The following is a 13,681-nucleotide window of genomic DNA, read 5'->3' as shown; positions in this document are numbered from 1 at the left end:
GACCTCTGTTCAATGGTTTAAAGGTTTGACAGCTGTCAGCGCGTTGCGGCTCACCAGACGCGATAAGTTATGACTGTTTGCGGATCGACGAAGCCGATACCGATGTGGCATAGCTGTCCCACTGACAGCTCAGGGGACAGGTGCTCGCAAATCCGCAGGCGAACCCATCCAGCGTGAAGGTTCAGTGCGACCAGATGCGCGCTCGAAAAATCGAAATAGCGTCCGACAGCACAAAAACTCGCCTTGAATAAACTTTCTTTTGCAGAAAAAACGATGGTCAGTAAGGTATCCAATGGGTAATCGGTGGATGTGCAGGTCGACTGAATTAGTGACAGTTCCGAGCAATCGACAACGGTACCCAGCAAGGCCTCGCGTGAGCCAGCATCGATAACATGCTCAAGATCGATCCCGATACCACGCCAGGTGCCAAGTGGCGCTACCGCAGCCGCAGCAAGATGGGGAGTGTGCGAAATGCTGCCGATCGCCGTAGCCGGCCAGATCGGTTCGCGCGAGCCGCCGATGGCGATCTGCAGTGAGCTGTCGGCAGGAATCAGCGACTGCTGGCGCAAGGCCTCTCGCGCAGCCAGCCGGCCAAAGAAAAATTCCGCCTGACGCTTGCGAACGCTGCGGGCAATCGTGTCAGGGCGCGCAATATCGTAGAGGCTAAACGCATCGAGTGAGAAGCGCTCGAGCTCGAATGCGATCACCTGCACGATCAGCGTACTGGCATCCGGGCAGGGCAGGCAGTATTGCCAACGCAAGCGGATGGCAGCCATTGCATCGGTCTTCGGATCGAAGGACGCTAGCGCGCCCCTGGGCAAAAAAGAGGCGCAGGCTTGCTTGTCAACGCCTTCATCGTCTCGCGTATCGGACATCATGGAGGTCTTCAATTCCTCGAACCTTCCTGTCTGAGCTAGCGCTGCCGATACAGCGACACAGGCAAGGAGCGCACCTGGGTGGATGCCGATTGATCGAAAATGTGCCCGGGGCGGGGGTCGAACCCGCATAGCCTTGCAGCTGAGGGATTTTAAGTCCCTTGCGTCTACCAATTTCGCCACCCGGGCATTGCGATAGCGTGCCTGATTGCGCGGCGATTGTGAATCTCTGTTCGACGGTGCTGTGCGCCGCCGGTCACGTGCAGCTGCGCTATGCTGCCGCCGCACAGGCGCGCGGCGACCAAACGCGCACAATCTCAAGGAACTGCATGTCCGGCAATACGCTCTTCGAACCGCTCCAGGCGCACATCGCTGTCATCGGGCTGGGCTATGTCGGCCTGCCGCTGGCAGTTGCATTCGGTCAGCAGCGCGACACCTTGGGCTTCGACATCGATGCGACGCGGGTAGGGCAATTGCGCGATGGCCACGATACGACGCTGGAACTGGACGACGCTGAGTTGGCCGCTGCGACGCACTTGCGCTACACGGCCAACGCTGCGGACCTGGCCGCGTGCAGCATCTTCATCGTCACCGTACCGACGCCGATCGACAGCTTCGAGCAACCGGACCTGGAGCCGCTGCGCAACGCCACTACGTTGATCGCCGCCGCGCTCAAACCAGGCGACCTGGTGATTTACGAGTCCACCGTGTATCCGGGCACCACAGAAGAAGTCTGCGTCCCCTTGCTTGAAGCAGCATCCGGACTACGTTTCAACGCAGATTTCTTCTGCGGCTACAGTCCTGAGCGGGTCAACCCGGGCGACCGTCAGCGGCGTCTGCGCGATATCCGCAAGATCACTTCCGGCTCGACGGCAGAGGCGGCCGACGCCGTCGATGCGCTCTACACCGGTATCATCACTGCCGGCACCTGGCGCGCTTCATCGATGCGTGTGGCCGAAGCGGCGAAGGTCGTGGAAAACATCCAGCGTGACGTCAATATCGCTCTGGTCAACGAGCTTGCGCTGATCTTCGACAAGCTGGGCATCGACACCCTCGATGTACTGGAAGCGGCTGGAACGAAGTGGAATTTCCTGCCATTCCGACCTGGCTTGGTCGGTGGTCATTGCATCGGGGTGGACCCATATTACCTGATGCACAAGTCCGAAAGCGTGGGCTATCACCCGGACCTGATCCACACCGCGCGTCAGGTCAACAATCGTGTCGGCCAGCATGTCGCCGAGCGGGTATGCGGCATGCTGGCCATGCGTGGTGTGGTGCTCGCGCAGGCCAGGGTGCTGGTGCTTGGCGCTACCTTCAAGGAGAACTGCCCGGACCTGCGCAATAGCCGTGCGCTGGAGCTGGTGCAGCTGCTGCAGGCCGTGGGTGTGCAGGTCGACACCTGCGACCCATGGGCCGACCCTGGCGAAGCGCTGCAACATGCCAGCGTGCAGTTGTGCGAGGCGCCAGACGAAGGTGCATATGATGCCGTCGTGCTGGCGGTGGCGCACGCGCAATATCGCGACTACGACGCGGAGCGCATCGCCGCACTCGGCAAGCCTGGCGCAGTGGTTTACGACGTCAAATCGGTGTGGCCGCGTGCAGCGGTCAACGATCGCTTATAACGCGAGCACTCTGGCGCTCCAGCCAGCGTAGCGCGCCGTTCGCTGCACGTAAGCCGCTGGCGAAGCAGGCGGTGAGCAGATACCCACCTGTTGGCGCTTCCCAGTCGAGCATTTCGCCTGTGCAGAACACGCCCGGTTGCGCGAGCGCCATCAGATGCGCGTCCAGCGCCTCCAGCCGCACGCCGCCTGCTGAGCTAATCGCTTCGGCAATCGGGCGCGGCCTCAACAAGTGCAATGGCAAATACTTGAGCGTGCGTGCCACAAGTGCAAGATCGTCGCCGGGCTGCTTGCCTAGGTGTTCGTACAGCAATGCGGCCTTGACGCCACCAATACCGACCTGGCGCCGCAAATGCTCGCTGAAACTGCGTCCCTTGCGTGCTTTGTCCAGCTCGGCGCTCACCCGTTCCAACGAACGTCCAGGCACCAAGTCCAGGCCGAGTTCGGCTACGCCATGGGTATCGATCTGCTCGCGCAAATCGGCGGCCGCAGTATAGATCAGGCTGCCCTCGATGCCGGTGGCCGTGGCGACGCATTCGCCCTGCAATTCGTGTTGCACGCCATCTCGATCATGCCAATATGCGACCACCGGTTTAAGCGGCGCGCCAGCGTGCCGCTGCACGAAGTGCGCACTCCAATCGATATCGAAACCGCAGTTCGCCGGTACCAATGGCGCAACCGCAATGCCGCGTTCTTGCAACAGGCCTTGCCATAGCCCATCGGAGCCGAGCTGCGGCCAGCTGGCGCCGCCGAGCGCCAGCACCACGGCACCTGCAGTGCGCTCGATTGCGCCGCATGGTGTATCGAAGCGCAATGCGCCGTTCTCGTTCCAACCCAGCCAGCGATGCTGCATATGAAACGCTGCGCCCTGGTCCTTGAGTCGTCGCACCCAGCCGCGCAGCAATGGCGCAGCCTTGCGATCCATCGGGAACACACGCCCCGAAGTGCCGACATAGGTTTCGACGCCCAACCCACGCGCCCATGCGCGCAGCGCATCTGCGTCGAAGTCCTGCAACCACGACGCAACCGGCTCTGTGCGCTCGCGGTAGCGCTGCGCAAACAGTGGCATCGGATCGGAATGGGTGAGATTCAAACCGCCTTTGCCTGCGATTAGAAACTTACGTCCCACCGAACCCTTCGCCTCGTACAGATCCACCGCAAGACCTGCCGCGCATGCGACTTCTGCTGCCATCAAACCGGCCGGCCCACCGCCAATGACGGTCAGCCGCCGCATGCTCAGGTCGGTCATCGCTCAGGCACTCAGCGCGGCTGCACGCCGAGCAATTCCACATCGAGCACCAACGAGGCGCCCGGCGGAATCACGCCGCCTGCGCCGTTGTCGCCATAGCCGTAGTCCGGCGGTAGCATCAAGGTGCGCTTGCCGCCCACGCGCATGCCGGTGACGCCATCGTCCCAGCCGCGGATGACCTGATGGCCCCCCAGCACGAACTGGAATGGTTCGGCACGATCCAACGAGCTATCGAACTTCTTGCCGTGCTTGTCGGCTGCTTTTTCGTCGTACAGCCAGCCGCTGTAGTGCACGGCGACCATCGAGCCCGCTGTGGCTTTTGCGCCTGTGCCGACGGTGCGGTCGATCCGCTCGAAGCTGGCCATGGTGCCACCAGACGGCGGCAGGGCAGGAGCGCAACTTGCGAGCAATAGGGCAGCATAGAGCGTCAATAGAAGGCGCATGAGATAGTCCACTAAGAGCCGCTAACAAAACCTAGCGAGCAGTCGTCAGGTGGGTACGGACGGCGCGCAGGAACCGCAGTGTACGCGTGGTACATGCCGATTCCGAGCACCGGCCGCGCCCGCCTGGCGGCGGCGCAGTTGTTTTGTTGGCCTCTCTAAGATGATGCGCCATTATCGCACCTGAGCTCCCTGTATCATCGTGCGCATGGCCAAGCTGCTGCTCAATCTGCGCAATGTTCCCGATGACGAAGCCGACGAGGTGCGGGCGTTGATGCGCGAGCACCTCTTGCAGGTCTACGAAACGCGACCAAGCAACTGGGGCATTTCTGCTGGAGGTATCTGGCTTAGCGACGATGTCGACTACCTGCGCGCCAAGGCCGTAATGGATGCCTATCAGGCCCAGCGCGGCGCCATCGCACGCGCGCAGCGTCAGGGCGCGCTCGCTGCGGGCACTGCGGAAACCTTCAGCGCGCTGCTGCGCAAGCGACCGATGTTTGTGATCGCCACGCTGATCGGCATGTTGGTTGTCGCGTCGTTGGTATTGCTGCCGTTTTTGCTGCTGCGCGGCTGACCTACCCGTGGCCGTATCGGTGTTAAAAGGTGCCGTGCCTTCACTGCGCGGTTGCCAAGAGGATGCGGCCGTTGCTCGAAATCGACATGCATTCACTCGCGCCTGAGGGGCTGCGCGCCGAACCTCATCTGATCATGCTTGCTACGTTCTGCCAGCAGCTAAAATAGCCGGATGATTACCAATACCGCCGCCTACCAATTCGTCACCATCCCGGACCCGCAGCAGCTTGCCGACAGCGTACTGGCTCACGCTGAGCAGCAAGTGCTCAAGGGCTCGGTGCTGGTGGCCGAGGAGGGCATCAATCTGTTTCTGGCTGGTGAGGCCGAGCAGATCGACGCGTTTTACGCCTGGTTGCAGGCCGATCCGCGCTTCGCGCAGATGCGCATCAAGTTCAGCCTCAGCGCGCAGCGGCCGTTCGCGCGGCTCAAGGTCAAGGTCAAGCCGGAGATCATCAGTTTCCGTCGCGACGATGCATCGCCCTTGCAAGGCCGTGCGCTGGCGGTGACGCCCGCCGTGCTGCGCGAGTGGATGCGCAACGGGCAAGACGACCGTGGTCGCCCGCTGGTATTGCTGGACACCCGCAATGCACAGGAAGTGGTCCACGGCACCTTCCATGGCGCATTGACGCTGCCGATCGACAAGTTCACCGACTTGCCAGGCGCGCTCGAGCCGCATCGCGCCACGTTGGCCGATGCCACGGTGGTGAGCTTTTGCACTGGTGGTATCCGTTGCGAGAAGGCTGCAGTGTGGATGCAAGCCGATGGCATGGACAACGTACTGCAACTCGAGGGCGGGATTCTTGGCTACTTCGAAGAAGTCGGTGGCGAAGGCTACGATGGCCGGTGCTTCGTCTTCGACGAACGCGTCGCGCTGGATCCCGAACTGCGCCCTTTGGTGAACGCCGAGCGTGCCGTCGAGGCAGGGAAAATCTGACCGAGTGCGACTGGATTGCCTGATACAGCAGATACTGCGGTGCCTGCATCATCGGAACACGTCGCGATATTGCACCGAGCGCGCGTCATGAAGTGCCGTGTAACAAGGCGTTTTTCGCTCTAACTTAAATGTAATACGTGGCATCGAGCTTGCCCTGAATTATTCACGGAGATAGGCTGCACCAGCCAGCAGCATAGCGAGGACAACAAGGATGACCATCAGAGTTTTTCTGATTGACGATCATGCACTCGTGCGTACAGGCATGAAGATGATCCTGTCCAAGGAAGTAGACATCGATGTGGTGGGCGAAGCAGAGAGCGGCGAAGCGGCATTACCGCAGATTCGTCAGATCAAGCCCGAGATCGTGTTATGCGATCTGCATCTGCCCGGTGTTAGCGGCCTGGAAATAACAGAGCGCATCGTCAAGGGCGATTACGGCACGCGCGTCATCATCGTGTCGGTGCTAGAAGATGGCCCACTGCCGAAGCGTCTGCTAGAAGCTGGCGCATCTGGCTATGTGGGCAAGGGCGGCAATGCGCACGAGATGTTGCGTGCGGTGCGCGAGGTCGCACTGGGTCGCCGTTACCTGGGCAATACGATCGCACAGAACATGGCACTGTCCAGTCTTGAAGGCGGCGGTTCGCCATTCGATGCGTTGTCCCCGCGCGAGCTGGAGGTCGCCTTGCTGCTGACCCAGGGTCTGCGCCAGGAAGACATCGCCAAGCGCTTGAATCTCAGCGCTAAGACAATCAACACGCACAAGGCGCGTCTGTTCGAGAAGGTCGGCATCCAGGACAATATCGCGTTGGCGCGTCTTGCCAATCAGTATGGGCTTACGGATCCTGCTCGAACGCTGTGATGCGCGATTCGGGCTTGTCCGATTTCTGTGTGCAGCACGCTATTGGCGTTTGAGCTGGTCGGCTGACCGTGCCTGGGTTTCCATGCAGGCGAGCCAGAGGGTCGGCAGGGATTCATGTAAAAAACAGCCAAGCGTGAGCTAAATTACTGTCAGTAAAGGATTTTTTGCGAATCCCTGCCGAGCCCATGTTTGGGTCCAGCACCGGTTATTCGGTCTGCTCGCCCAGTTGATATGCGGCAGCTGCAATGCTTTCGGCAGCTGCGCTTGCCGCTTTCTTGCCGAAACCCAGTGCGCAGGCCGATTCGATGGACATCTTATTCAAAACATTGCTGCCGTGCGCCGATGACGACAAGCCGAGCTCTGGAGTGGTAGCCAATGCAGCCAGACCTTGCCGGACCCGTATACGAAACGCATCGCTCACCACAGGTTGCGGTTGCCAGACTTCCTTAGGCGCGCAATGGAACTTCTGGGCTTTCAGTCTCTTGAGGTGTGTCCCAGCCAGGGGGAGACAGTTTTCCTGAAGATACTGCGCGCCTGCGGCCATCTTGGCAGCCATATCATCTGCGTCCTTGGCATTCAAGGCCAAGCGTTCTTGAGTGTGTTGATCATTTGCCGCAAATCTGCTGTCGGGCGCAAACACCGCCGGTCCTTGAGCCCAAGGGTCTACGACGATGGTCTTGTGATGTCCGTCCGGCACGCGCCACTCAGCCCAGTCATGGCCATGATGGTTGTGCTGGACATAGTGGATGCTTTCTTCTGGCTGGAGCTTCTGCACATGCAGCATGGTTGCCACGGCAGAATATCCGGCGCAATGACCGCCCTGGACGAATTCGGACACGACCGCATGCCCCAGCGTCGGATTCGTGAGCATTGACTCCGGCGCCCTGCCGCGCACCAGATCGACAAACACATCATGCGCGGCCTGCGCATGTTGACTGGATGCGTGATCGCTGACGGCAATGTCGGTGGCGACGTTGCCGCGTCCGTATGGGAAGCGAGCCCGCGTCTCCTGCACCGTGCTGTTAGCCTTGTGCAGCCGAGCGATGTCATGGGACTCGACTGGATCCCCGATGACGGCTTTGCTCAGCAAGTAGCCGGCGAGGGAGATATCAGGATCGGAGAGCGACTCGCCCTGAAGCCGACGCTTGGGCAAATCGCTCAACAGCCCGTTTAGAGCACCCACAAAGAATTGCCGCGTCTGCGGCGGAAGGGGCGTTTCCTCCTGGCGCGGCGAGTGCTGGGCGCTGTTTGTCTTTGAGATAGTGCAACCCATTTTAAGATTCCAGCAGCATTGTCGATGGCCTTGCAGTACTGAGAGTGGATGAAGAATTGCAGTCTCCGGCGTACATCCCCCGATCAATGAGCCCGCAGACGCGCCAGCAACGAAGTACTGGCGTAACCGTCCTGGGGCAATTGCTGGCTACGCTGGAACGCACGAATTCCCTGGCGAGTTCGCGCCCCCAGCACACCGTCGATGCCGCCCACGTCGAATCCCTTGTTGGTCAGCCTCTGCTGCAGCTCGGTGATCTGGGCAGCGCTATTGAGCGGCGGATCATCTTTGGGCCAAGGCTGCTCGACCCCGGCACCGCCCGCATAACCATCGGCCAGCAAGCCGACCGCCAGGGCATAGGCGGTGGAATTGTTGTAGCGCAGAATACTGCGGAAATTATCGAACACCAGGAACGCCGGGCCGCGGTATCCGGTGGGCAACAACACCGATGCCGGCTGCTGAGCCAGTGCGGGCGCAATCGGCTTGCGGGGCGCCACGCCCAGGCGCTGCCATTCGGCGACGGTTTTTTTGATCGTCAGGTCGGCTTGCGCGTAGTCGAAGCCGGCTGACAGATGGACTTCCTGGCCCCAGGGAATAGCGCTGGTCCAACTGCTCTGCTTGAGATAATTCGCCGCAGAGCCCAAAGCGTCCGCATTGGAATTCCAGACATCCCGCTTCTGGTCGCCATCCTCGTCGACGGCGTAGTCGCGATAGGTGCTCGGAATGAATTGCGTCTGTCCCATGGCGCCGGCCCACGAGCCCACCAACTGCGAGCGATCAATGCTTTTTTCCGCCTGCAGGATCTGCAAGGCCGCAAGCAGCTGCGTGTTGCCATACGTGGTGCGCCGCCCCTCATGGGCCAGTGTCGCCAGCGAGCGAATTACATAGAAGTCCCCGATCTGTTTGCCGTACCCGCTTTCCATGCTCCAGATGGCGGTCAGGATGCCCGGATCCGCACCGTATTGCTGCCGCAACTTCTGAAAGAGGGCGTGCTGACTGATCAGCAGCTGCTGTCCTTCCTGAATGGCGGAAGGTGTGACACGCGCGTCGAGATAGTCCCACAGATAGCGGGTGAATTCGGGTTGCTGCTGACCCAGTGTCTGCACCGATGGATCGGGTGTGACACCAGCCAATGCGTTATCCAGCGTGGTGGCTTCAATGCCGGCGGCAAGCGCACGCTGGCGGAAGTCGGCCAGCCACTGCTCGAAGCTTGTAGTAGATGCGGAATTCTGCTGCTGCGCACCGGCGCCGGTTGCGGAGGATGTGGTTGTTTCGGGAGCGATTGCTTGCGCTGCTACGCTGGTTGCGGCCACACAGACGCTGACACCGAGCGATAAACGCAAAAGGCGCGAAGGCATGATCATGAGATACCGGAGGTGGGTGGTTGAGCGGCCAATCTAGTCCTCCTGTTCCCTGGATGTAATTATTGCAGCTATGCGTTTGACGACCGCCGATCACCAATGTCTGCAGGCGCGCTGGACCGACGATGTCCAAGCGCTGGAAGGCGTGCGCGCCGAACTGGCTGCGGCGCGGACCGATGTGGTCGAAGAACGCCAGCGCCGGGAGCACGCCGAGGCGGACACCTTGCGGGCCACGGTACGTCTGAGCACCCTGGAACAGCTCCTTGAGCAGCTGCGTCCAGCGCACTGCGTCGGCGAACACGAGCAGGCCATCTCAGCCTGTGCAATGCCGGCAGGCAGATGATCAGCCTGTTTGGGGAAGGCTCGGTCATCCTCCGCGTCAATGCCTTCGTCGTCCAAGCCAGGACTTCGGTGAGCCAACGCGAATCGGAGAACTACTTGCCAAACTTGATTCTACAGTCGCTGCAGGAGATCAACATGGGGCTATGCAGTTCAAAGCCGAGCGTTGCAGGCTCACCTGAGCATTATGCAATCACCACAGAGCAGGCCGCGCCATCTGAGTCGTCGCCGGCATAGCGCAGGGAGTCGACTTCTTCTTCGACCAGTGCACTGCGCAAGGCTTTGCCTTAATCCTGAGATTGTCCCGCTGTCATTCAAGGAATTTTGGCATGTGCCCAGAAAACGATCATTGCGACGTGATCGATGTTTCGGTCGCTCCCACGCAACTGGATTCTTTGTCTTCCACGATTCTGCAGCGGCCGGGGATGGCGCGGGTAGCGCTTCCCGGCAATGTAGTGACCTGGGCTGCAGGCCATCACGGCACGCTCGGACGGCTACTCGCCAACCAGCGCTTCAACCGGGATTGGCGGCAGTGGCGGGCACTGCAGGACGGCGAGATTCCTGAAAATCATCCGCTGATCGGGATGTGCAAGCTGGACAACATGGTCACCGCGCATGGTGCCGACCACCAGCGCTTGCGCGGTCTGCTCGCCAGGAGTTTCGCACCCAGCCGTATCGCCCTGCTGGCGCCGCGTATAGAACACTGCGTCGATAGTCTGCTGGCAGGGATGGCGGGGCATGGCAGCGCCGAGTTGATGCGCGAATTCGCCATTCCGCTTCCCACCAGCGTGATCGCCGACCTGTTCGGTCTACCGGACGACCAGCGCGAGGAGAGCGTCGCACTCACCAATAGCCTGGCCAACACCTCCGCCACCGCGGAGGAGGTTCAACAGACGCGCCAGCGCATTCCGGAGTTCTTCCATCGGCTGATCGCGCGCAAGCGGCGCGAGCCAGGCGACGATCTGGCCTCGGCGCTGATCGCCGGGCGCGACAACGGCGAACTGGTGTCCGATACCGAACTCATCGACATGCTGTTCATGGTGCTCTCTGCGGGTTTCGTGACTACCACCGGGGTCATCGGCAATGGCGTGCTGGCCTTGCTGACCCATCCGCAGCAATTGCACTTGGTACGCAGCGGCCAAGTGCCGTGGCCGCAGGCGATCGAGGAGATATTGCGCTGGTGCAGCAGCGTGGCGAATCTTCCGTTCCGCTATGCCACGCAGGATATGGATATCGAAGGCTGCCCCGTGCGCCGCGGCGATGCCGTGCTGATGGCGTTCCATGCGGCCAATCGCGACGAGGAGGCCTTCGGTCCAGGCGCCGACAGGTTCGATGTCACTCGCCGCCATAACCCCCATCTGTCGTTCGGTCAGGGCCCGCACTTCTGCCTGGGCGCTGCGCTGGCGCGCCTGGAACTGCGCTGCGCCTTTCCTGCGCTGTTTGAACGGTTGGATGACCTGGCGCTGGGCATCGCCGCCGAAGACGTAACCTACATGCCGTCCTACGTCATTCGCTGCCCGCAACGCCTGCCGGTCACCTTTCGCCCTTCCGTCGACTAGAGAATGAGCGCCATGTCAGACCATTCGTTGCCGACGCTGCCGATGTGGCGCGTCAATCACATCGAACCTTCGCCCGACATGCTGGCGTTGCTCGCCAACGGTCCGATCCACCGCGTGCGGTTCCCGTCCGGACACGAAGGCTGGTGGGTGACCGGTTACGACGAGGCCAAGCAGGTGCTGTCCGATGCGGCGTTCCGGCCAGCTGGCATGCCGCCGGCGGAGTTCACGCCGGACTCGGTGATTCTTGGGTCGCCTGGGTGGCTGGTTTCGCACGAGGGGATCGAGCATGCCCGGTTGCGCATGATCGTGGCGCCGGCCTTCAGCAATCGCAGGGTGAAGCTGCTCGCGCAACAGGTCGAGACGATCGCCGCGCAGTTGTTCGAGACGCTGGCGGCCCAGGCGCAGCCTGCCGACCTGCGGAGGCATCTTTCGTTTCCGCTTCCGGCGATGGTCATCAGCGCGCTGATGGGTGTGCCCTACGAAGACCACGCCTTCTTCGCGGGGCTGTCCGACGAGGTGATGACACACCAACACGAGAGCGGTCCACGCAGCGCGTCGCGGGTGGCCTGGGAACAACTGCGCGCCTACATCCGCGGCAAGATGCGCGGCAAGCGCGAGGAACCGGGCGACGACCTGCTGACCGATCTGCTCACGGCGGTCGATCAGGGCAAGGCCAGCGAGGAAGAGGCGATCGGTCTGGCGGCGGGCATGCTGGTGGCGGGGCACGAGAGCACCGTCGCACAGATCGAGTTCGGCCTGCTGGCACTGCTGCGCCATACGCAACAGCGTGAGCGCCTGGTCGCCGATCCGTCGCTGGTGGAGAGTGCCGTCGAGGAAATCCTGCGCATGTATCCGCCGGGCGCGGGCTGGGATGGCATCATGCGTTACCCACGGGTCGAGGTGTGCATCGCTGGCATGCACATCCCTGCCGAAAGCAAGGTGTTGGTGGGACTGCCGGCGACCTCGTTCGACCCGCGCCATTTCGACGACCCCAAGGTCTTCGACATCGGCCGCGATGCCAAGCCGCACCTGGCGTTTTCCTACGGTCCGCATTACTGCATCGGCGTAGCGCTGGCCAGGCTGGAACTGAAGGTGGTGTTCGGTTCGATCTTCCAGCGCTTTCCGGCACTGCGCCTGGCGGTGGCGCCGGAAGAACTGACGCTCCGAAAGGAAATCATCACCGGCGGTTTCGAGGCGTTTCCGGTGCGCTGGTGACATACGCATGCCGCGCCAGAGTGGCGCTCTTCCGCTCAGGCCTGGCGCCTTCGCCATGCCAGGCCCATTCGTCAGCCGACAGGTAAGCAAGATGGAAGTACAAGCATCAAACACCGCAATCTGCCGCGATGCCTTCGCCGAACTGGGGTCGCCGGCATGCATCGATGACCCGTATCCGTTCATGCGTTGGCTGCGCGAGCACGATCCGGTGCATCGCGGAGCCTCGGGCCTGTTCCTGCTGAGCCGCCACGCCGACATCTACTGGGCGCTCAAGGCCACCGGCGACGCGTTCCGCGGCCCGGCGCAGGGCGAGCTGGCGCGCTACTTTCCGCGTGCGGCGACCAGCCTGTCGATGCAACTGCTGGCTTCCACGCTGGCGATGAAGGAGCCGCCGACGCATACGCGCCTGCGCCGGCTGATCTCGCGCGATTTCACCATGCGCCAGATCGACGCGCTGCGACCGTGTATCGCGCGCACCGTCGCCGCGCGCCTGGATGCCATGGCGCCGGCGTTGCAGCGCGGGGAGACGGTGGATCTCCATCGTGAGTTCGCGCTGGCGCTACCAATGTTGGTGTTCGCCGAACTGTTCGGCATGCCGCAGGACGACATATTCGGGCTGGCCACCGGCATCGGGACGATTCTGGAAGGCTTGAGCCCGCACGCCAGCGATCTTCAACTCGCTGCGGCCGATGCTGCCAGCGCCGGGGTCCAGCGCTACTTCGGCGACCTGATCGAACGTAAGCGCGCTACCCCCCAGCAGGACATCGTCTCGATGCTGGTTGGGGCGCACGACGACGATGCCGACGCGCTCTCGGACGCGGAGCTGATCAGCATGCTCTGGGGCATGCTGCTGGGCGGCTTCGCCACCACCGCCGCCACCCTCGACCATGCGGTTCTGGCGATGCTTGCGCATCCCGAACAGTTGCACTGGCTGCAAGGCGACGCCGCGGGGGTAAAGGCCTTCGTCGAGGAAGTGCTGCGCTGCGACGCGCCGGCCATGTTTAGCTCCATCCCGCGCATCGCCCAGCACGATATCGAATTGGGTGGCGTGGTGATTCCGAAGGACTCGGATGTGCGCGTGCTGATCGCGGCGGGCAATCGCGACCCGGACGCCTTCGCCGATCCGGATCGCTTCGATCCGGCGCGTTTCCATGGCACCAGCCCAGGCATGTCGACGGACGGCAAGGTGATGCTGAGTTTCGGCCACGGCATTCACTTCTGCCTGGGCGCGCAACTGGCCCGGGTACAGTTGGCCGAGAGCCTGCCGCAGATTCACGCGCGCTTTCCCACGCTGGCATTGGCCGCGCCGCCGACCCGTGAACCCTCCGGTTTCCTGCGCACGTTCCGCGCCCTGCCGGTACGGCTGGAGGAGGTGCACGGTGGCTGAA

At 62.0% G+C, this 13,681-nt stretch carries 12 protein-coding genes, 1 tRNA gene, 1 other RNA gene and 2 pseudogenes; 9 read left to right on the top strand and 7 right to left on the bottom strand.

Going from position 1 to position 13,681, the window contains the following annotated elements; all coding sequences use genetic code 11:
- Positions 1-50 precede the first annotated feature (50 nt).
- On the bottom strand, positions 51-890 hold the full coding sequence (locus J5I97_RS19930; RefSeq protein ID WP_238135706.1) for a 4'-phosphopantetheinyl transferase family protein: 840 nt from the start codon (positions 888-890) through the stop codon (positions 51-53).
- A 90-nt stretch (positions 891-980) separates the two neighbouring features.
- Positions 981-1,064 (bottom strand) — tRNA-Leu (locus J5I97_RS09310).
- Between the two features lie 140 nt (positions 1,065-1,204).
- Between J5I97_RS09310 and J5I97_RS09305 the strand changes: the two genes are divergently transcribed.
- On the top strand, positions 1,205-2,497 hold the full coding sequence (locus J5I97_RS09305; protein WP_208591409.1) for a nucleotide sugar dehydrogenase: 1,293 nt from the start codon (positions 1,205-1,207) through the stop codon (positions 2,495-2,497).
- Here the strand turns inward: J5I97_RS09305 and J5I97_RS09300 are convergent.
- The 3 genes from J5I97_RS09300 to J5I97_RS09290 all read right to left on the bottom strand — a co-directional run bounded on the left by J5I97_RS09300 (position 2,481) and on the right by J5I97_RS09290 (position 4,281).
- Positions 2,481-3,743 carry a TIGR03862 family flavoprotein gene (locus J5I97_RS09300; RefSeq protein WP_208591406.1) on the bottom strand — a complete coding sequence of 421 codons (1,263 nt, stop codon included), beginning with the start codon at positions 3,741-3,743 and terminating at the stop codon, positions 2,481-2,483. The two genes, J5I97_RS09305 and J5I97_RS09300, sit on opposite strands and share 17 nt — an antisense overlap.
- A gap of 11 nt (positions 3,744-3,754) precedes the next feature.
- Positions 3,755-4,186: an FKBP-type peptidyl-prolyl cis-trans isomerase gene (locus J5I97_RS09295; RefSeq protein ID WP_208591405.1), complete on the bottom strand. Its 432-nt coding sequence runs from the start codon at positions 4,184-4,186 to the stop codon at positions 3,755-3,757.
- Between the two features lie 19 nt (positions 4,187-4,205).
- Positions 4,206-4,281, bottom strand: a non-coding RNA gene (locus J5I97_RS09290) — sX9 sRNA.
- Between the two features lie 110 nt (positions 4,282-4,391).
- Between J5I97_RS09290 and J5I97_RS09285 the strand changes: the two genes are divergently transcribed.
- From J5I97_RS09285 to J5I97_RS09275, 3 genes are all read left to right on the top strand, one after another.
- Positions 4,392-4,757: a DUF6164 family protein gene (locus J5I97_RS09285; RefSeq protein ID WP_208591403.1), complete on the top strand. Its 366-nt coding sequence runs from the start codon at positions 4,392-4,394 to the stop codon at positions 4,755-4,757.
- 171 nt (positions 4,758-4,928) lie between these two features.
- Positions 4,929-5,690, top strand: a complete 762-nt coding sequence (locus J5I97_RS09280) for a sulfurtransferase (protein WP_208591401.1) — start codon at positions 4,929-4,931, stop codon at positions 5,688-5,690.
- A 211-nt stretch (positions 5,691-5,901) separates the two neighbouring features.
- Positions 5,902-6,549 carry a response regulator gene (locus tag J5I97_RS09275; RefSeq protein WP_208591399.1) on the top strand — a complete coding sequence of 216 codons (648 nt, stop codon included), beginning with the start codon at positions 5,902-5,904 and terminating at the stop codon, positions 6,547-6,549.
- 205 nt (positions 6,550-6,754) lie between these two features.
- Here J5I97_RS09275 and J5I97_RS09270 read toward each other — a convergent pair whose 3' ends face one another.
- Together J5I97_RS09270 and J5I97_RS09265 are read right to left on the bottom strand one after the other, a co-directional pair.
- A complete protein-coding gene (locus J5I97_RS09270) occupies positions 6,755-7,711 on the bottom strand; it encodes an avirulence protein (RefSeq protein ID WP_238135705.1) in 957 nt (318 codons plus the stop codon).
- 194 nt (positions 7,712-7,905) lie between these two features.
- Positions 7,906-9,183 (bottom strand): lytic murein transglycosylase, encoded by a 1,278-nt coding sequence (locus tag J5I97_RS09265; protein ID WP_208591395.1) that lies wholly within the window; start codon positions 9,181-9,183, stop codon positions 7,906-7,908.
- Positions 9,184-9,250: 67 nt separating this feature from the next.
- Between J5I97_RS09265 and J5I97_RS09260 the strand changes: the two are divergent.
- The 5 genes and pseudogenes from J5I97_RS09260 to J5I97_RS09240 all read left to right on the top strand — a co-directional run.
- Positions 9,251-9,523: pseudogene (locus J5I97_RS09260) on the top strand (integrase); the annotation flags it as partial.
- Between the two features lie 107 nt (positions 9,524-9,630).
- Positions 9,631-9,747: pseudogene (locus J5I97_RS20550) on the top strand (XopE/AvrPphe family type III secretion system effector); the annotation flags it as partial.
- 101 nt (positions 9,748-9,848) lie between these two features.
- Positions 9,849-11,078 (top strand): cytochrome P450 family protein, encoded by a 1,230-nt coding sequence (locus J5I97_RS09250; protein WP_244241855.1) that lies wholly within the window; start codon positions 9,849-9,851, stop codon positions 11,076-11,078.
- A gap of 27 nt (positions 11,079-11,105) precedes the next feature.
- A complete protein-coding gene (locus J5I97_RS09245) occupies positions 11,106-12,293 on the top strand; it encodes a cytochrome P450 (RefSeq protein ID WP_238135703.1) in 1,188 nt (395 codons plus the stop codon).
- Positions 12,294-12,474: 181 nt separating this feature from the next.
- Positions 12,475-13,680 (top strand): cytochrome P450, encoded by a 1,206-nt coding sequence (locus J5I97_RS09240; RefSeq protein ID WP_244241854.1) that lies wholly within the window; start codon positions 12,475-12,477, stop codon positions 13,678-13,680.
- Position 13,681 lies beyond the last annotated feature (1 nt).

The organism is Xanthomonas fragariae (genome assembly GCF_017603965.1).
Taxonomy (GTDB): domain Bacteria; phylum Pseudomonadota; class Gammaproteobacteria; order Xanthomonadales; family Xanthomonadaceae; genus Xanthomonas; species Xanthomonas fragariae_A.
The sequence above is the reverse complement of the archived record's forward strand: the minus strand, read 5'-3'. Positions and strand labels throughout refer to the sequence as shown.

Excerpts from the sequence above, each read along its gene's own strand:
- J5I97_RS09305 (WP_208591409.1), top strand. The coding sequence starts at position 1,205 with ATGTCCGGCAATACGCTCTTCGAACCGCTCCAGGCGCACATCGCTGTC.
- J5I97_RS09300 (WP_208591406.1), bottom strand. The coding sequence starts at position 3,743 with ATGACCGACCTGAGCATGCGGCGGCTGACCGTCATTGGCGGTGGGCCG.
- J5I97_RS09295 (WP_208591405.1), bottom strand. The coding sequence starts at position 4,186 with ATGCGCCTTCTATTGACGCTCTATGCTGCCCTATTGCTCGCAAGTTGC.
- J5I97_RS09285 (WP_208591403.1), top strand. The coding sequence starts at position 4,392 with ATGGCCAAGCTGCTGCTCAATCTGCGCAATGTTCCCGATGACGAAGCC.
- J5I97_RS09280 (WP_208591401.1), top strand. The coding sequence starts at position 4,929 with ATGATTACCAATACCGCCGCCTACCAATTCGTCACCATCCCGGACCCG.
- J5I97_RS09275 (WP_208591399.1), top strand. The coding sequence starts at position 5,902 with ATGACCATCAGAGTTTTTCTGATTGACGATCATGCACTCGTGCGTACA.
- J5I97_RS09265 (WP_208591395.1), bottom strand. The coding sequence starts at position 9,183 with ATGATCATGCCTTCGCGCCTTTTGCGTTTATCGCTCGGTGTCAGCGTC.
- J5I97_RS09250 (WP_244241855.1), top strand. The coding sequence starts at position 9,849 with ATGTGCCCAGAAAACGATCATTGCGACGTGATCGATGTTTCGGTCGCT.
- J5I97_RS09240 (WP_244241854.1), top strand. The coding sequence starts at position 12,475 with ATGCGTTGGCTGCGCGAGCACGATCCGGTGCATCGCGGAGCCTCGGGC.